Below are 18,695 nucleotides of genomic sequence, written 5' to 3'. Positions count from 1 at the left end.
TAGTTAGCTTTCTCTTTTTACTGACAATAAGGCAAGATCTTGTAACGCCTGTTTATAAGGCGAATCAGGTAAAATTGCGATAACGTCAAAGGCTTTTTGTGCTTCTTTTTGGGCGGTTTGTAACGTAAAATCTAGCGAACCACATTCGTCCATGATGTTTAAAATACGATCTAATAATTGTCGACCATTACCTTGCTCTATTGCTTGGCGTATTAATGCCGCATCTTGGGCGTTTTTTGTGTGGTGCATAGCATGTAAAAGCGGTAGAGTGGGCTTACCTTCGTTAAGATCGTCCCCTAAATTTTTACCTAATTTTTGATTGCTAGCGCTATAATCGAGTAGATCATCAATGATTTGAAAGGCTGTGCCTAGATATTTTCCATATTCTTGTAAGGCGAGTTCTTGCTCCTCACTAGCTCCAGCTAGGACAGCAGCAGAATGCGATGTTGCTTCAAATAGACGTGCCGTTTTTCGATAAATTACATCTAAATATTGTTCTTTTGTGATATCTGGATCGTTACAATTAATCAACTGTTGTACTTCCCCTTCAGCTATTACATTGGTTGCAGCCGACATGATCGTCAATACTTTGAACGATTCTGTACGTACCATCATTTGAAAAGAGCGTGTATAAATATAATCGCCAACTAATACGCTAGCGGCATTACCAAAAAGTGCATTGGCGGTTGATTTGCCTCGGCGTAAATCGGATTCGTCAACAACATCATCATGCAATAAGGTGGCGGTATGAATAAATTCAATAAAAGCAGCAGTGATAATATGTTTATCACCTTGATAGTTTAGTGCTTTGGCTATTAATAATGCGATAACAGGACGTATACGTTTACCACCACTACTAATGATGTAATTGCCTAATTGATTAATTAAAGCTACATCAGAAGTTAGTTCTGTCTGTATTGCCTCATTTACTTTGACTAAATCATTTTTAACAAGATCGAGTATTTGATTCATTGATGGAGTATTCATCAGCCTAACCACTACAAATAATAGATATTTATTTTCTATTATCTGATAAATATCTTTATGCAACAAGGTGTCATCTATCTTATTTTAAAATAATACTACAAATGATAAGCATTTTCATTTAGAATAACGGTCATTAAGTTAAATATGCTTATTATTATGAAAATTAACTTTGATATAGATGTCGATGATACTAAGACCCCTTTGAGTCCAATTAAAAAAAAACCTAAAAACACCTATGTATGTACATCAGTTTCTGTATTGTCGCATCTTATCTTATTTGCACTACTCTTTAGTTCTGCCTTGTTTGCTAAAAATATTGCTGTTGATGAAGGTGATAATGCTATTAAAGCGATTATGGTCGATCTATCACAATTGGCCGCACCTGAACAATCTTTAGTTGAAAATACTCCAGAAATTCAAGGTGCTGAAAATAGCGAGCTGATCGATAACAAACAAATTGAAGAAACTCCAATTGCTCCCGTTGTTGAACCTGAAGTGGTTAAAGAAGAAAATCCAGAATCTATTTTAGAAGAAATACCTGATAAATCGATGGTTGAATCCCAAAAGGAAGTTGTAGTAAAAAAAGAGAAAAAACCGAAAAAAAAACGCCGACCAGTCCAAAAAGCTTCACACAAACAAGTTAGGCAAGATGTGGTTAGTGAAAATTTTGCAAATACTTCTGTTGCACCCAAACTTTCAGATAATCGCCAATATTCAGGTAATCCTTCTCCAATTAGACGGAATCAACCTGAGTATCCACGCCGAGCGCTTGATATGCGCTTAGAAGGCTATGTGGTAGCAATGTTTGATGTTAACAGCGATGGTCGAGTTGAAAATATTCGCATTGTTGAAGCAAATCCTAATAATATATTTAATCGTTCGGTAATAAATGCCATGAAAACTTGGAAGTACAAGCCAGTTCCGGCAAAAGACCTAAAAATTAGAATTATTTTTAATCGTGATAAATCAATTAAGTTGGATTAATAATTAGGTAGATGAAAATAAAAAACCGTAATTTTTATTTTAAAAATTACGGTAACGACACAATTAATAAGTGAATTTATTTTCCATTAATTTTTCAATTTTGGCTGGGTCTTTTGGAACATCACCTGTCAAAACTTCATTTCCTGTGTCAGTAATTAAAATGTTATCTTCGATCCGAATACCGATACCTTTATATTGTGTTGGCACATCTGATTCTTGATTAATATAAAGACCTGGTTCAACGGTCAATACCATTCCCGGCTCTAAAATTCGATCTCGTCCACTACCAACATCATGCACATCAATACCTAACCAATGGCCTAAACCGTGCATGTAATATTGTGTATAAGCCTTATTGGCAATTAAGCTATCAACATCACCTTGCATAATTCCGAGTTTTACTAAACCTTCTACCATCGTTCTTACAACTTGATTATTGACTTCCATAATTGAAGTGCCCGGTTTAAACAATTTAATGGCTTGATATTGTGATGTTAAAACGATGTTATAAATTTCAAGTTGAGCTTGGCTAAATTTGCCATTGATAGGAAAAGTGCGAGTTATATCGCCTGCATAGTACTGATATTCACAACCCGCATCAATTAAAACTAAATCGCCATCTTTTAACTGCTGACTATTATTTTCATAATGTAGTATACATCCATTATTACCACTACCAACAATGGTGTTATAAGATGGTGCTCGTGCACCATGCCACGCAAATTCATGCAAGATTTCAGCTTCTAGTTGATATTCATACATATTTGGTTTACATTTTTGCATTGCTCGAATGTGAGATTGAGCGCTGATTTTGCAAGCCTTGCGCAATATTTTGATTTCAAAATCTGATTTAAACATGCGCATTTGATGAACTATCGGTCGCCAATCGATCGTGCTGTTTGGTGCATAAAGATTTAATCTACTCCCTTGTCGCAGAGTATTCATTGTGCGATCTACGATTCTATCGGCATATTGATACTGCTGATCAGCATGATAAACCGCCGTTTTGCCATTTAATAAATCAGGTAATACTTTTTCAATCTCATCAAATGTATAAGCTTCATCAACAAAAACCGTCTTTAATGCGGCATCTTGACCTAAACGGTAACCAGTCCAGGTCTCGGCTAGCGTATCTTTTGGGCGATTAAATAATATGTATTTAGTTGTATTATCTTTTTGTTTAACTACTGCCAATACCGCTTCTGGTTCAGAAAAAAGTGTAAAATACCAAAAGTCGCTATTTTGTCGATATGGGTAATGGGTATCGTTACTCCGCGTCATTTCTGGAGCAGCAAAAAAAAGTGCGACACTATTTGGTATCATTTGAGCTAGTAATTTTTCTCGACGTGCAAAAAGTTCTGTTTCGATATCAGTATTTATCATCGTGATGCCCCTGAAGATGTAGTGTTATTAATATTAATGGATTGTTGGGGGTGTATCTGCCTCATTGAATTCGTTAAATTCATCAAAACATAGCATAGAAGTTATGCGAACATACTCTTTTATCTCTTCAAAAGCAAAACCAAGCTCTTGTTGATCTTCATTTTCATCATAGCCTAATTTAACAATTTGACGTAGGTCATAAATAGCTTCACCAACATCACCCTTGACATGGTTAATTTTAGTTTGCACAAGCCCAATACCAAGTAAGAAATGATTTACCCAACCAACTAGATCATCCAGTTGTGTATATAAATTTTTGTCGCTAAGTAATAACTGAAAGCTGAAATCTTCCTCAAAAAATTGCTGTTTGATAAGCGCATAAAGTTGACTAATTTTCTCATCTAATGCCGTTGGCATTTTTTGACCATTATTTAACATATCCTCAACTAATGAACGCCAGCTCTCGTCATAGTTACCACCAGCTAATATGCCAGAAAGAAAACCATGTAACTCAGCTACGGTAATGCCTATTTTGTTTTGAATTAATTGACGATTAAATTCGTCGTAATTAATAGTATTTGACATAAACTTCCCCTAATATTGTTACATCAAGAAAAATGCACTCTGCACTTTCTTCAATTAATAGTATATAATTTGCATATAATTATAGATCATAAAACAGATTGCTTTGCCTTATAAAGGAATTATTTTGAACATTATAGGATTTATCATGAAATTTTCTCTGCAATTGTTATTTTTTGCAGGACTAACATTATCATTAACCTCCTGTAGTTCATTTTTATCGAATAAAGGCGTAATTGTCCTTGATGTGCAAGATAAAATACATACCTATGTAACCAGTCAAGATTTACCTAAATCTTATAAATTGGGTAATAGTGAGCAAGAATTACAGCGATTCGAGGCTTTCTGTAGAGAAGAGATCCGTGCATCACAACTCGATGGTAGTGAAGAAATCGTTTTTGAGAATATTAAACATGGAATCCATGGGCAGGTAGAATTTAAAAAATGTAGTGATAAAGTCACTCGTATCTACCGATACTGATAAAGTGCGGCTATCTTAATGTGATGGCTAATACGACTGACTTAATATAAAAGATCGATGAAATCTTACTAGCCTTTCAGGCAGTTTTTATTTATATTGGTCGGTGAAACAAAATATTTTGGGAGTAAAATAATATGTATAAACAAGATGTAACTATTACTGCATCTAACGGTCTTCATACCCGCCCTGCTGCACAATTTGTTAAAGAAGCAAAAAACTTTAATGCAGAAATTACTGTCACATCTAATGGTAAAAGTGCGAGTGCTAAAAGTCTGTTTAAGTTACAAACATTATGTTTATCACAAGGCACAACTATTACCATTTCTGCCGAAGGTGAAGACGAAAAAGAAGCTGTTGCTCATTTAGTAAAATTAATTCCTGAGTTGGAATAATAACTCCCGATTAGCTATGAACGGTTTTAAAATAGAATAAGGATTAAATGTTATGGTATCAGGTACACTTGTTTCCCCCGGTATCGCTTTTGCTAAAGCGCTATTATTAAAAGAAGAGCCTATTGTTATTAGTAATAGGCAAATTCTCGATAACAAGATTGAGGCCGAAATTGAGCGCTTCAAGGAAGCTCGCCAAAAATCAAGTAAACAGTTACATACAATTATGGAACGAGCAAAATCTACATTAGGCGAAGATAAAGCGGCCATTTTTGAAGGGCATATTATGCTTCTTGAAGATGAGGATCTTGAGCAAGAGGTTATTTCTCGCATTCAAAGTAAACATTCAACCGCTGATGCCGCTGTTCAATCTGTATTTGAAACTCAAGCTAAAGAATTAGAAAATCTAGATGATGAATATCTAAAAGAACGTGCCGCAGATATTCGTGATATTGGTAAACGATTACTCAAAAATATTTTAGGTATTGAAATTGTTGACTTGAGTGCTATTAGCCAACCATGTATTTTAGTTGCAACCGATTTAACACCTTCTGAAACAGCTCAGCTAAACTTGGATATGGTGCTAGGTTTTATTACTGACGCTGGTGGACGCACCTCGCATACTTCAATTATGGCTCGTTCTTTAGAGATCCCAGCTATCGTCGGAACATCTAATGCAACTCAAGCAATCAAACAAGGCGATTTTGTTATTTTAGATGCTATAAATAATGCTATTTATATCAATCCAGATCACACAACGCAAGAAAAATTAAAACAAGTTCAAGCTAAATATATTAGTGATAAAGAAGAGCTAGCTAAATTGAAAGATCTACCTGCTGTAACCCTTGATGGTCATCAAGTAGAGATTTGTGGTAACATCGGTACAGTACGCGATATTGCAGGTGCTGAACGTAACGGTTATGAAGGTGTTGGTCTATACCGTACTGAATTCTTATTTATGGATCGCGAAGCTTATCCTGATGAAGAAGAACAGTTTAAAGCATATAAAGAAGTAGCTGAATCAACCAATGGTTTATCCGTAATTGTCCGTACCATGGATATTGGTGGTGATAAGGATGTACCTTATATGCATTTACCAAAAGAAGAAAATCCATTCTTAGGTTGGCGAGCAATTCGAATCTGTTTAGATCGTAAAGAAGTACTTCATGCACAATTACGCGCAATTTTGCGTGCATCAGCATTTGGTAAATTACGCATTATGTTCCCAATGATTATTTCTGTTGAAGAAATCCGAACATTAAAATCCGAAATCAATACTCTTAAAGAACAATTGACTGCTGAAGGCAAAGCATTTGATAAAAATATTGAAATCGGTGTAATGATTGAAACTCCAGCAGCCGCTGTGATTGCACATCACTTAGCCAAGGAAGTAGACTTTTTTAGTATCGGTACCAATGACTTAACACAATATACGCTTGCCGTTGACCGTGGTAACGAATTAATTTCTCACCTTTATAATCCGTTTTCGCCTTCAGTGTTAACGCTGATTAAAAATGTTATTGATGCTTCTCATAAAGAAGGTAAATGGACAGGTATGTGTGGAGAGCTTGCTGGTGATGAAAGAGCCACAATCTTATTGCTTGGTATGGGACTTGATGAATTTAGTATGAGTGCAGTATCAATTCCTAAAATCAAAAAATTAATTCGCAATACTAACTATGAAGAAGCGAAAAAATTTGCTGATGCTGTATTAGAAAAAGCAACTTCTAAAGAAATCATTGAGTTAATTGAAAATTACACTGCTGAAAAGCAAATTTGTTAGGAGACAATAATGGGTCTATTCGATAAAATTAAGCAATTCGTATCCGATGATAATAAAAACAGCATTGAGATTATTGCTCCCTTAAGTGGCGAAATTGTCAAAATCGAAGATGTACCAGATGTGGTTTTTGCTGAAAAAATCGTTGGTGACGGAGTAGCAATTAAACCTTCTGGTAATAAAATTGTCGCTCCATTAAGTGGAAAAATAGGCAAAATTTTCGAAACCAATCACGCTTTTGCTATAGAATCGGATGAGGGCATTGAGCTTTTTGTTCACTTTGGTATTGATACAGTAGAACTAAAAGGTGAAGGTTTTAAACGAGTTGCAGAAGAAGGTCAGCAGGTAAAAGTAGGCGATACCATTATTGAAATTGATTTACCTCTGCTTGAAAGCAAAGCCAAATCCGTATTAACTCCGGTGGTTATTTCTAATATGGAAACCATAATAGAATTAAATAAATTATTGGGCTCTGTCGAAGCAGGTAAAACTCCAATAATGCGTGTGAAAAAATAATTTTTTTCATTATTATAAAAAACCTTCAGTTTTAGTTGAAGGTTTTTTTATGCTATAACTTATCTTTTTTAATACTACTTAACGCCATTTTTTGTATTGGTTGATTAAGTTATTTGTTGAATCATCATGGGATTTTACTGGTTTATCATCGGCTAATTCAGGTAAAATACGTCCAGCTAATTGTTTACCAAGTTCAACACCCCATTGATCAAAACTAAATATATTAAGAATAACTCCTTGAGTAAAAATTTTATGCTCATACATCGCAACTAAGGCACCAAGGGCATAAGGTGTAATTTTTTTCACTAATATTGAATTAGTTGGCTTATTGCCGTCAAATACCTTAAATGGTACCACAGACTTCACTTCTTCAAGTTTTTTGCCAGCAGCAATAAATTCTTGCTCGACCTGCTCTTTTGTTTTACCAAAAGCTAAAGCTTCAGTTTGAGCAAAAAAGTTTGACAATAGTTTTGCGTGATGGTCACTAACAGGATTATGGCTAATGGCCGGTGCAATAAAGTCACAAGGAATAAGTTTAGTCCCTTGGTGAATTAATTGATAAAATGCATGTTGACCATTGGTTCCTGGTTCGCCCCAAATAATTGGGCCTGTTGTGTAAGGTGTTTTATTACCGTTGCGATCGACACTTTTACCATTTGACTCCATATTTCCTTGTTGGAAATAAGCTGCAAAACGGTGCATGTACTGATCATATGGTAAAATGGCTTCAGTTTCGGCACCACAAAAATTGTTGTACCAAATACCAATTAATGCCAGTAACGTTGGGATATTTTTATCAATTGGTGCGCTTTGGAAATGTTTATCCATCGCATGACCACCAGCTAAAAATTGTTTAAAATTATCGAACCCAATTGATAATACAATTGATAAGCCAATAGCCGACCATGATGAATAACGCCCACCAACCCAGTCCCAAAATTCAAACATATTAGCGGTATCAATACCAAATTTTTCAACTTCTTTAGCATTAGTTGAAAGTGCAACAAAGTGCAAAGCAACTGCTTTATCATCTTTAGCAGCATCAAGTAACCATGCCCGTGCTGTTTGTGCATTCGTCATAGTTTCTTGAGTGGTAAATGTTTTGGATGCAACCAAAAATAAAGTGGTTTCAGGATTTAAGCCTTTTAAAGCTTCAATGATATGTGTGCCATCCACATTTGATACGAAATGCATGTTCAAGTGGTTTTTGTAAGGTCGTAGTGCTTCGGTAATCATTACTGGTCCTAGATCTGATCCACCAATACCAATATTGACCACATCAGTAATGGCTTTACCAGTGTATCCTTTCCATTCACCATTAATGATTTTTTTACTGAATGACTCCATCTTAGCTAAGACAGCGTTAACATCATCCATCACATTCTTACCATCAACATAAATTGGTGTATTTGATACATTACGTAATGCAACATGTAATACAGCCCGATTTTCTGTACGATTAATCTTTTCACCGCTATACATGGCTTTAGTTGCACCAATTAGATCGCATTCATCAGCTAACTTATAAAGCAATTCTAGCGTCTCTTGTGTCACTCTATTTTTAGATAAATCAACCAAAAACTCTTCTTCAAAAGAAATAGTAAGCTTTTCAACACGTTTCGGTTCTTCTTTCAAAATTTGTGCAATGGTTTTATTGTGGTTTTTTTCGTAACTAGCTTGAAGGGATTTCCAAGATTGAGTTGTTGTTGGATCAATTGATTTTAACATAATTTATTCCTTAAATAATATTGCATTATAGCCATAATATAACTATGCCTAACATGATGCAAGATAAGGATCTCATCGATTAAAATAATTCGCTATAAAGCCATAAAGCGTTTTTTCTGAAATCGTTTATACCGTTTAATCGTATTATATTAGAGGGATAATTACACAACATAACCTAATTTAATAAATATTATTATCAAATTTAATACCACTAAAGATAATTATCATATCTATGAGTTTTTTTGATTAAAGATTCTCACTAAAATTTCGGGTATAATTCATATAATTTTTTGATTATGGACATAACGCTTATGCCACATGCAACTAAACCTTTAAATATTATTTTTGCTGGTACACCCGATTTTGCTGCAACTCATTTAAAAGCTCTGATTAACTCACACCATAATGTAATTGCTGTTTTTACGCAACCAGATCGCCCTGCTGGTCGAGGTAATAAGTTAACAGCAAGCCCTGTTAAACAATTAGCTGTTGAGTATAATATTCCTGTTTATCAACCAGCAACGCTTAAATCCAAAGAAAATCAAAAAATCATTGCTGAATTAAATGCTGACATTATGGTTGTTGTTGCTTATGGACTTATTTTGCCACAAGCTGTACTTGATATACCTAGATTAGGTTGCTTAAATGTGCATGGTTCATTACTACCACGCTGGCGTGGCGCAGCACCTATTCAGCGTGCTTGCTGGGCAGGCGATGAAGAAACAGGAATTACCATTATGCAGATGGATGCAGGCCTTGATACGGGTGATATGCTTTATAAGCTTACCTGTCCTATTGAGCAATCCGATACTAGCGCATCGCTGTATGAGAAACTCGCAAAACTCGGTCCCCAAGGCCTGCTTGATACATTAGAGTTAATCACTGAAGAAAAAATCCAACCTGAAAAGCAAGATGAGACGAAAGTAACCTATGCCGAAAAACTGTCAAAGCAAGAAGCTAAACTTGATTGGAATTTGCCTGCCGTGCAACTTGAGCGTTGCGTTCGGGCTTTTAACCCATGGCCAGTGAGTTATTTTGAGGTTAACGGTGAACCAGTAAAAGTATGGCAAGCCCATGTGGTAAAAATGGATTCAAAACAGCCTGCTGGCACAATTTTGCAAGCCAATAAAAATGGCATTTGTATTGCAACTAGCAACGGCGCATTGAATATGACACTTTTACAACCTGCTGGGAAAAAACCGATGTCTTCCCAAGATTTGTTAAACTCACGCAAGGCTTGGTTTACGGTTGGCGAAAAACTAAATACACTTTAATCCAAATATATAAAATTACAGGATGATATATCCTGTAATTACTATCGTTTTTTAGCCAATAAGGTTGCAAACCTTAATTTAATTCGGTTTCCATGTATATCTGTTTTATGCAATTGTCCAATATCTTCGTTATATTTTAGTATTTCCCAATTTTGGTAATATTGGTACAACTCGTTTTCTTTAAAAGTAAATGAAAACCCAATAGAGCAAGGATAATCAGACGTAGACATGGCGCTGACAATTAAATTATATCCCCCTGATTTGGTCATTTTTTGCATGTTATCAATAATAGCTGGAATTCTTTCTGGTTGTAAAAACATCATGACAACGGTCGAAAGAATAAAATCATATTCGCCCTGTAAATTTGCTTGATTGATATTATAAACCATTGCATTAATGTGCTTAAGGTTATCATCATTGATGATTTTTTGTAAGTTTCCAATACTGAGTTCTGACTTATCAACGGCGGTAACATCAAAGCCTTGTAACTGCAAGTAGAGTGAATTACGACCTGAACCACAACCTAAATCCAATGCCTGTCCTGTTTGGATAATCTTTGTTGCACTAAGTACCTCGGAGTGGGTTTTGGTCATTTGGTATTTTTTTTGAGTATAATCCTCAGGCAAACAATAAAAAGCTAACTGGCACTGTAAGTCATCTGATATTTCGGCTATACGATGCCATTGCTGTGGCAATATAAATGGTGGTTGCTGCTGAGTATCAAAACAATGCTTAGTGATCACTTCGCCTTGTTCAGTTAACATTTCAAAACCAATACTTCCTTTTAAAATTTCTAACTTAGCCCATGTACCAACTTGAGTATTATGCTTTTGACGAAACAATCCGGGTAATGTATCGACATTCCAAATGGGTAATGTTTTGTAGCAAATTAAATTTTTCAATTTCTTATCACTGTTTTAGTAAATCAATAGTTGACTATTATAGTCAATTATTGATGATATAAACAATATTTTATCTATAAGGCTAAAACAAAAACGAAGCCATGAAAAATAAATTTATAGTGGCGAAGTTAACCTTATAAACATATAATCATCGTCATCCTAGACTATATAGTAAAATAATAGAGGAATAATTTATGGGATTTTTAGCAGGTAAACGCATACTGGTTACCGGTGTTGCAAGTAATCGTTCTATTGCTTATGGTATTGCACAAGCGATGCACCGTGAGGGTGCTGAACTCGCTTTTACTTACCAAAATGATAAATTAAAAACACGCGTTGAAGAGTTCGCCACTGATTTTGGTTCTAAAATCACTCTACCTTGCGACGTGGCTCATGATGAAAGTATTACTGAACTATTTGTAGAACTTGCAAAAACATGGGATAAGTTTGATGGATTTGTTCATGCCATTGCTTTTGCACCAGGTGATCAATTAGATGGCGATTATGTTAACGCTGTCACGCGTGAAGGTTTTGCTATTGCTCATGATATTAGCTCTTATAGCTTTGTGGCTATGGCTAAGGCATGCCGTTCAATGCTAAACCCAAATTCAGCGTTAGTAACACTTTCTTATCTTGGTGCGGAACGTGCAATCCCTAACTATAATGTAATGGGACTTGCTAAAGCCTCACTAGAAGCAAATGTGCGTTATATGGCAAATGCTATGGGGCCTGAAGGTGTCCGTGTTAATGCAATTTCAGCAGGCCCTATTCGTACACTGGCTGCATCGGGTATTAAAGATTTCAAAAAAATGTTATCTCACTGCGAATCAGTAACACCAATCCGTCGCACTGTTACCACTGAAGATGTGGGTAATTCAGCTGCATTTTTATGCTCTGATTTAGCATCAGGTATTACTGGTGAAGTCATTCACGTTGACGGTGGATTTAGCATCGCTGCGATGAATGAGTTAGAACTTAAATAATTTAAAACTCAAAATATCCTCCTACAACATTGCAGGAGGATATTATTAATCAATAATTAAAAGTAGTCGGTCTATCTTACCTGTTCGTATTAGAAAGTGTTTACATAACCTAATATGCTAAAACGACCAGCAAGCAGATAGTTAAAATCAATTTTCACCACTTCTTGCTGTTGCTTACTTACCTTATCATAGGGAAATACATACATTACAATCCATTTATTTTTAGCCCTTTAACACAGTAAAATTTTAGTTTTAATTTACCCCCTAATATTTACGTTAAAATATAGGTTGATTCGTTATAAGCACGTAAAATAATCCATCAAGGAATAACAACGCAGAGCTCCATGATGTTATTGTAAATTTAATGTTTCATAAATATTCATATCCAGGTTTAATAATAAACATAATCAATGAATTTTATTAGTTAAAAATATCTTGCAATTATTGGCAAACTAAAAAATATGAACAGCCACCCAAATCGCAATCAACACCAACATGACCATATCCCGCATTTACATCAATCACATTACCATAATCACTTTGATCATAATAGTTTTTTGTCCAATAGCGGTCATTATCTCTATCAGCCCAGTTTAAATCAGGATAAGACTGACGAAGTGTATATCCCCATTCTGGAAAAAGTCTCTCTCCAATTGATCGAGTAAAACCATTATTTATAACCATGCCGTGATTTAAACCATGAGTAATGGGAGCATTAGTTAACACTTTATAAGACAATAGGTTATTGATATCACATTGCTGCAAAGCTATTCGTCTAGTATTAAAGAAATCTTTAACAGGGTTTGCCCAGACCGTTGTTGGATTAAAGGTATAATCAAATTTAACTCGCTCATCGCGAATCAATATTGCCCTAGCTGTGACATTCCCTGACGGTTTACTATTAAGTTTTACCATACCATTTTGATCAATTGAAACACCTCCTCCTGGATTACTGACTAGTCTATAACGATAATCTGTTTGTGAACCAGACATAATCAACTGAAATCTAGCGCCAGGAAATGCTGTGATGGGAAACTTTCTGCTGCCTGATTCAATCGGATTCACTTTAAAGCCCATATTTATTAGCATGATCAAAGCTTAACCATTGTTTATATGGATAATTTTTTAATTGCGTCAGGTTTGGCATAACATAATTCTGGTTTTGGCGAAATTTGATAACTTTTGGCTAAGGTGACCTGTTTGCTTTCATTCGGAATACCATACGTCGAATACGCTTTGACTTCTGTCTGAACTATCAATTTTAGCGGTATTGATAAGCCACTACCACAACCTATCGCTTTTTTCATATCATCGTCAGCTATCCGCTTGCCATTATTGTCGTACCACCAATAATTAGTCAATCCGACTTGAAATGGTTGCTGTGAAGCGGCATTATCACCATCTATATCACGATAGTTTTTAACTCTATCTAAGTTTATTGATGTATAACTTGCTACTTTAAAATCATTTAGTGTTAAGTTACCATCAATTCTTTAATTTCATCTGATTTTATATTGTTGCTGGCTTCGCTATAAAAAATACCATACACCGTAAAACCTTGTTTATCTGCACTGGTTAAGGCGACAACCTCAGGCGCATTACCAACAATAAAGTGGCTTGAAATTGCGGTGAGTATCGCATGGACTGAATTCACCATTGCCAATTGCAATAATAAGAATAATGTTAGTTTAGTTAGTTTCCGTTTTAAGCTAGCGGCCAATACCGTTATTTTGGCAGCAAAGTGTGATTTACAGTGAAAGGATTTAAATTCAAAAGGTAACGCTAAACATAAAGCGTTTTGCAAAAATATTAATATAAAACAATTAACAAATTGTTCGGTCCGATGCCCAATTAAGGCTACATTTTATCATGTTTTTACCTCCCCTTGTAGATATTTCCTAATTTTTTTATTAGATATAAATAGTTAACCATCATTTAAAATAAAAAATCCTCACATAAAAAGCAATATGATAAAGCAATATATAATAAAATAAATTGTTTTTTGTAAAAACCGTAAATTCGTCAAAAACTACGTGGTTTGTTTATACCAAAACACAAGAATTTCCTTAAATTGTAAAAATTATTGTAATAAATATACATAATTAACGCCCTATCACAAACCAGAGATATGGCGGCCTATATCATAAAGAAAAATGACCGTTACCGATTTGACTAAACGTCCCAACCATTTATAACGTGTAAAAAAAGCCCAATTTAAGCTTGTTGTTCCTTTAACCAGTAAGAATGGACGTTATAAAACCATCAGTTATGGTATTAAACGTCTGGTTAAATCTTAAAAGGCCTGAAGATAAATTAATACGATAAGCTAAACGCGATAACAAAACCTATCCGGATGAAATATTGCATGTCTATACCAAACGTTTACCTTTACTTAAAAATGAAACAAACAACAGCCAGGAGAATATTTATTTGTCGGCATTGATAATTTTTCACATGAGCTGCAGACATTTACCCCAGGTAAATCTCAATTTAGTTCATCACAATTTTGACTGTGATGTGTTAGCTCTATGCCCTTTATACTATTAAATGTATTTATTCCGATAACGGACGTGAATATCAAAGCTGAAGCGAACACCAATTTGTCAAAACATGTAATAACCATCGTATTAATCAAAAATTTACATAACCAGCCTGTCCGAAGACAAATAGGAAAGTTGAAAGCATGTACGCACTTTGAATTGAAATGTGTCATAATCAGCAAATATTTAGCGATTCAAAAGATAAACAACAAAAGCTTAAGCAATTTATTAATTTTTACGGTTAAGCGTCATAAAGCCATTTTGGGAAAAACGCCTTATGAACTTTCAGAAGGTTATTTTTAGCATGAAGTATAAACAACTCGGCGTTTTTCTACACTTAAATTTATTAATAATAAATAATTCCTTTCTGACTTAATTATTAACGTTTTGATTCCTCTAAAATCGCAATAAGTACAATTTAATAGACTGAGTAAATCACGATACAAATATAAGAGTAAATGCCATAAGCTGAATCCTTTTACAGTTTGAAAGGACTTATTCTATTTAGTATGGTCTCATTTGCAACAGCCTCAAACTAAGTTTATAAATCTAACCAGCCGATTTGCTTTAAAATTTTTAAAGAAATAAGAAAATAGCATACAGATTAGATTTTTTCCGTTAAAATCTATGAAAATTTGCCGATAACAGTTTGTTGGAGAAAAAATGAAAATAGCAAAAAATACAGTAGTCAGTTTAGCATACCAGGTTCGCACTAAAGATGGTGTTTTAGTTGATGAAGCAACTACGACAGCACCATTAGAATATTTACATGGTGCAGGTAACTTACTACAAGATCTTGAGAACGCATTAGATGGTCACCAAATTGGCGACAAATTTGACGTTGAGCTAATTAATGCTTACGGGGATTTTAATGATACACTTGTACAAAATGTTGCCCGTGATGTTTTTGTTGGCGTAGATGAACTTGAAGTAGGTATGCGATTTTTTGCTGATACCGAGCATGGTCCTTTACCCGTTGAAATCACCGCTATCGATGGCGATACCATCACTATTGATGGAAACCATATGTTAGCTGGACAAGATTTACAATTTAACGTTAAAGTATTAGCTATTCGTGAAGCCACTGAAGATGAAATTGCTCACGGGCATATTCACGGTGAGCATGATCACGGACATGGCGGTTGTGGCTGCGGTGGTCATTCTCATGAAGACGAAGATGATGAAAACACAGGTTGCTGTGGCGGTGGTCATGGTAGCTGCGGTTGTCACTAATCCTTGATTAATTCAAATTAAATTTTAAAAGCTCTATATAGCGCTTAAGATTGATGACAAAGAACTCGCTTTTTGGCGAGTTCTTTGATCTAATAGAGAGGAGTCCATTATAAGAGGAATTCTTCTATGTTAAAAAAACAACTCCAGCGACACCAGAAAAAATAGAGCAAATCTCGCTAGATGCGCTTGTCCCTCAAAATCATCTTGTTCGTAAAATAGCTAAAGTCATTGATTTTAAATTTATTCGAGAAGCGGTAGCACCTCTTTAGTGCCCTAATAACGGTCGTCCGGCAGAAGATCCGGTCAGACTGTTTAAAATCATGCTATTGGGGTATCTTTCGGTATCCCCAGTGAACGTCGTCTGGTTCAGAAAATTCAGGTCAATTTAGCTTACCGCTGGTTTCTGGGAATGGGATCAACCGAAAAAGTGATTGACGCCTCAACACTCAGCCAAAATCGTCACGTCGGTTTAATGACAGTGAAATCTATCAACAGATTTTTGATAATATTGTTGAACAGACCATTGCCAAAGGGCTGATAAGTGGTCGGGTTTTATATACGGACAGTACTCACCTGAAAGCAAATACCCATAAAGGCAAGGCACGTAATGAGCAGCGTATTGTTGAGTCCAGTCAATATATTGATGCGCTTAATCAAACCATCAACGCAGAAAGAGAATTAGACGGAAAAAAGCCTTAAAGCCATCGACGGTAGAGAAATACAAGGATGTCAAAGCCAGTACAACAGATCCGGACAGTGCTTTATGCATCAAGAAGGCAAGCCTAAAGGATTATTTTACGGCTCCCATTTGCCATTTACTGCTAGCAGAGCAGATATATCCGGTATTGGGTTATCGTCATTATCATTGTGATGTAGCAACCTACAAAGTCTGTCCGTTATTGTCACAATGTACACAGAGTAAAAATACACAGAAAGTCATCACACGCCATATCTGGGAAGCAGATAAAGAGAAAGCCAACGAGATTCGTTTAAGTCAGTGGGGTAAAAAAGTCTATGCTCGGCGAAAAGAGACCATAGAGCGCAGCTTTGCTGATGCTAAACAACACCACGGACATCGCTATGCACGATTTAGGGGAAGAGCGCAGGTTCAAATGCAGTGTTTATTGACCGCAACGGCTCAAAATATCAAGAAAATAGCGATAAAGCTATTTTTGTTACGTTTTTTTAGGCTATTTTTTATATTTATTTAATAAAATCCAAATTAAAAATCTTATTTATGATTTAAATAAAAAAATAAACCCCGAATTATATCGAGGTTTGTCATCAATATGAAAGCGCTATATAGCGCTTTTTATTTACCGCCTGTTTCGTGTTTTGCTTAATAAGCTGTGAAACAGCTCCCAATTTTTTAAATTATCATTTTGCTTTGCTAATTTTTCCTTTAATAATCTATATTTTACGATTATTAGGATCTGCAACTATGCCTTCACAACCAATAGTTTTAATGCCACGTGAGAAGCTTTTAAAATTTGGCGTTGAAGCACTCAGCGATGCAGAATTACTTGCTCTCTTTTTACGCACTGGTACTCGAGATTTGCCTGTTTTGGAACTGTCACAAAAGCTGTTAAATGAGTTTGGTTCTTTTTATAATTTAATTAATGCAAGCCATAGTGATTTTTGCAAAAAGAAAGGATTGGGAACAGCTAAATATACACAATTGAAAGCTGTTGTTGAACTTTCTTATAGATATTTAAAAGTTAAAATGACTACCGATAATTTTTTAACATCGTCATCTTTAACATATCACTATTTAGCTAGCCGATTGGCAAATAAAGATCGTGAAATTTTTATGGTCATTTTTTTAGATAATCAAAATCGCGTCATAACGTCAGAAGATATGTTTGTCGGTACCTATAATTGCGTTGAAGTCCATCCAAGAGAGATCGTCAGACGAGCATTGCAATATAATGCTGCCGCATTAATTTTAGCACATAATCATCCTTCGGGTGTGGCAAAACCTAGTCAGGCAGATCGCCATCTTACACAAAAAATAGAAGAAGTTTGTGAATTGGTTGATATTCGAGTCATAGATCATATTGTTATAGGTAAGGGTGAATATGTCTCTTTTGCAGAGCATGGATGGATTTCGTAGCTATTTTTACTTACAATGTAATTTAATTAACTAGTCTATATATGAATTTATTTTATGAACCAGCAATTAGAATTACTTGAAACCAAAGTAGCTTTTCAAGATATCACCATTGAAGAACTCAATCAAATGGTAACTAATCTTCAAGCTGATGTTAGCAAATTAAAAGAGCAATTGACGTTATTGTCTCAAAAACTACAAGCAACACAAGCTTCAAATATTGCTAATTTATCTGAAGAAACACCACCACCTCACTATTAATTGTATTTATGAGGTAAATAACTGTTGTTAACAATTATTTATTTAATAATCTTGTCTTGATCTCTTTTAGTTTTTAACTAATTTTAAATAAAGTTAGTAATTTGGGTTTTTCAAATATAATAAACATAAATAAAAAACCGGCATATAGCCGGTTTTAATACACAATGATTTATTATTATTCAGCTGATGCTGCTTCTTCTACTGCAGGACGATCAACTAATTCAATATAAGCCATTGGAGCATTATCTCCATCACGGAAACCACATTTTAAAATACGTACATAACCGCCAGGGCGGGTAGCAAAACGTGGACCTAAATCTGAAAATAATTTTTTAACTGTATCTTTATCACGGATACGAGCGAAAGCCAGACGGCGATTAGCTACGCTATCGCTTTTGGCTAACGTAATTAACGGTTCAACAACACGACGCAACTCTTTTGCTTTAGGCAATGTAGTTTTAATGATTTCATGTTCAACAAGTGAACTTGTCATGTTACGAAACATTGCTTGACGATGGCTGCTATTTCGGTTCAGTTGACGACCACTTTTACGATGGCGCAT

Annotated in this window: 19 protein-coding genes and 1 pseudogene; 11 read left to right on the top strand and 9 right to left on the bottom strand. The window is 35.1% G+C overall.

From position 1 onward, the window contains the following. Nucleotides 1-3: 3 nt before the first annotated feature. Nucleotides 4-987, bottom strand: a complete 984-nt coding sequence (gene ispB / locus A9G25_RS07185; protein ID WP_065626354.1) for an octaprenyl diphosphate synthase — start codon at nt 985-987, stop codon at nt 4-6. Nucleotides 988-1,143: 156 nt separating this feature from the next. Between ispB and A9G25_RS07180 the strand changes: the two genes are divergently transcribed. Further along, the gene (locus A9G25_RS07180; protein ID WP_176701093.1) at nt 1,144-1,971 is read left to right on the top strand and encodes a TonB family protein; all 828 of its coding nucleotides are present in this window, start codon (nt 1,144-1,146) and stop codon (nt 1,969-1,971) included. Nucleotides 1,972-2,034: 63 nt separating this feature from the next. Here A9G25_RS07180 and pepP read toward each other — a convergent pair whose 3' ends face one another. Together pepP and A9G25_RS07170 are read right to left on the bottom strand one after the other, a co-directional pair. Beyond that, nucleotides 2,035-3,354 (bottom strand): Xaa-Pro aminopeptidase, encoded by a 1,320-nt coding sequence (gene pepP, locus A9G25_RS07175; protein ID WP_065626352.1) that lies wholly within the window; start codon nt 3,352-3,354, stop codon nt 2,035-2,037. A 33-nt stretch (nt 3,355-3,387) separates the two neighbouring features. After that, the gene (locus tag A9G25_RS07170; RefSeq protein ID WP_065626351.1) at nt 3,388-3,939 is read right to left on the bottom strand and encodes a UPF0149 family protein; all 552 of its coding nucleotides are present in this window, start codon (nt 3,937-3,939) and stop codon (nt 3,388-3,390) included. A 145-nt stretch (nt 3,940-4,084) separates the two neighbouring features. On the opposite strand from A9G25_RS07170, the gene A9G25_RS07165 reads away from it, so the two are divergent. The 4 genes from A9G25_RS07165 (at nt 4,085) to crr (ending at nt 7,102) form a co-directional block, all read left to right on the top strand. Further along, nucleotides 4,085-4,417 carry a hypothetical protein gene (locus A9G25_RS07165; protein WP_065626350.1) on the top strand — a complete coding sequence of 111 codons (333 nt, stop codon included), beginning with the start codon at nt 4,085-4,087 and terminating at the stop codon, nt 4,415-4,417. A 134-nt stretch (nt 4,418-4,551) separates the two neighbouring features. Then, on the top strand, nt 4,552-4,809 hold the full coding sequence (gene ptsH, locus A9G25_RS07160) for a phosphocarrier protein Hpr (RefSeq protein ID WP_065626349.1): 258 nt from the start codon (nt 4,552-4,554) through the stop codon (nt 4,807-4,809). Between the two features lie 52 nt (nt 4,810-4,861). Next, nucleotides 4,862-6,589, top strand: coding sequence for a phosphoenolpyruvate-protein phosphotransferase PtsI (gene ptsI, locus A9G25_RS07155; protein WP_065626348.1), 1,728 nt, complete (start codon nt 4,862-4,864; stop codon nt 6,587-6,589). A 9-nt stretch (nt 6,590-6,598) separates the two neighbouring features. Next, the gene (crr, locus tag A9G25_RS07150; protein WP_065626347.1) at nt 6,599-7,102 is read left to right on the top strand and encodes a PTS glucose transporter subunit IIA; all 504 of its coding nucleotides are present in this window, start codon (nt 6,599-6,601) and stop codon (nt 7,100-7,102) included. Nucleotides 7,103-7,180: 78 nt separating this feature from the next. Here crr and pgi read toward each other — a convergent pair whose 3' ends face one another. Beyond that, nucleotides 7,181-8,830 carry a glucose-6-phosphate isomerase gene (gene pgi, locus A9G25_RS07145; protein WP_065626346.1) on the bottom strand — a complete coding sequence of 550 codons (1,650 nt, stop codon included), beginning with the start codon at nt 8,828-8,830 and terminating at the stop codon, nt 7,181-7,183. A gap of 311 nt (nt 8,831-9,141) precedes the next feature. Between pgi and fmt the strand changes: the two genes are divergently transcribed. Next, on the top strand, nt 9,142-10,104 hold the full coding sequence (fmt, locus tag A9G25_RS07140; RefSeq protein WP_065626345.1) for a methionyl-tRNA formyltransferase: 963 nt from the start codon (nt 9,142-9,144) through the stop codon (nt 10,102-10,104). Between the two features lie 41 nt (nt 10,105-10,145). On the opposite strand, the gene tehB is transcribed toward fmt, so the two are convergent. Continuing rightward, complete coding sequence (tehB, locus tag A9G25_RS07135; RefSeq protein WP_065626344.1) at nt 10,146-11,006, bottom strand: SAM-dependent methyltransferase TehB; 861 nt, start codon at nt 11,004-11,006, stop codon at nt 10,146-10,148. Nucleotides 11,007-11,200: 194 nt separating this feature from the next. Between tehB and fabI the strand changes: the two genes are divergently transcribed. Further along, entirely contained in the window at nt 11,201-11,989 is a 789-nt protein-coding gene (fabI, locus tag A9G25_RS07130) for an enoyl-ACP reductase FabI (protein ID WP_065626343.1), read from the top strand. Nucleotides 11,990-12,430: 441 nt separating this feature from the next. Here the strand turns inward: fabI and A9G25_RS07125 are convergent, their stop codons facing one another. The 3 genes from A9G25_RS07125 to A9G25_RS12605 form a co-directional block, all read right to left on the bottom strand. Then, a complete protein-coding gene (locus tag A9G25_RS07125; protein WP_141675041.1) occupies nt 12,431-13,078 on the bottom strand; it encodes a hypothetical protein in 648 nt (215 codons plus the stop codon). Nucleotides 13,079-13,098: 20 nt separating this feature from the next. Further along, complete coding sequence (locus A9G25_RS07120) at nt 13,099-13,350, bottom strand: hypothetical protein (RefSeq protein ID WP_141675040.1); 252 nt, start codon at nt 13,348-13,350, stop codon at nt 13,099-13,101. A 113-nt stretch (nt 13,351-13,463) separates the two neighbouring features. Beyond that, a complete protein-coding gene (locus A9G25_RS12605) occupies nt 13,464-13,646 on the bottom strand; it encodes a hypothetical protein (protein WP_141675039.1) in 183 nt (60 codons plus the stop codon). Nucleotides 13,647-15,192: 1,546 nt separating this feature from the next. On the opposite strand from A9G25_RS12605, the gene slyD reads away from it, so the two are divergent. The 4 genes and pseudogenes from slyD to A9G25_RS07090 all read left to right on the top strand — a co-directional run bounded on the left by slyD (nt 15,193) and on the right by A9G25_RS07090 (nt 18,133). Continuing rightward, nucleotides 15,193-15,762: a peptidylprolyl isomerase gene (gene slyD, locus A9G25_RS07105; RefSeq protein ID WP_065626338.1), complete on the top strand. Its 570-nt coding sequence runs from the start codon at nt 15,193-15,195 to the stop codon at nt 15,760-15,762. 161 nt (nt 15,763-15,923) lie between these two features. Then, nucleotides 15,924-16,973, top strand: a pseudogene (locus A9G25_RS07100) (transposase). A gap of 230 nt (nt 16,974-17,203) precedes the next feature. Next, nucleotides 17,204-17,875, top strand: a complete 672-nt coding sequence (gene radC, locus A9G25_RS07095) for a RadC family protein (RefSeq protein WP_065626337.1) — start codon at nt 17,204-17,206, stop codon at nt 17,873-17,875. 54 nt (nt 17,876-17,929) lie between these two features. Continuing rightward, complete coding sequence (locus A9G25_RS07090; RefSeq protein WP_065626336.1) at nt 17,930-18,133, top strand: SlyX family protein; 204 nt, start codon at nt 17,930-17,932, stop codon at nt 18,131-18,133. A 175-nt stretch (nt 18,134-18,308) separates the two neighbouring features. On the opposite strand, the gene rplQ is transcribed toward A9G25_RS07090, so the two are convergent. Continuing rightward, nucleotides 18,309-18,695 (bottom strand): 50S ribosomal protein L17, encoded by a 387-nt coding sequence (gene rplQ, locus A9G25_RS07085; protein ID WP_065589720.1) that lies wholly within the window; start codon nt 18,693-18,695, stop codon nt 18,309-18,311.

Origin of the sequence: Gilliamella sp. Bif1-4, assembly GCF_001690535.1 — a bacterium.
In the GTDB taxonomy this organism is placed as follows: domain Bacteria; phylum Pseudomonadota; class Gammaproteobacteria; order Enterobacterales; family Orbaceae; genus Gilliamella; species Gilliamella bombi.
The sequence above is the reverse complement of the archived record's forward strand: the minus strand, read 5'-3'. Positions and strand labels throughout refer to the sequence as shown.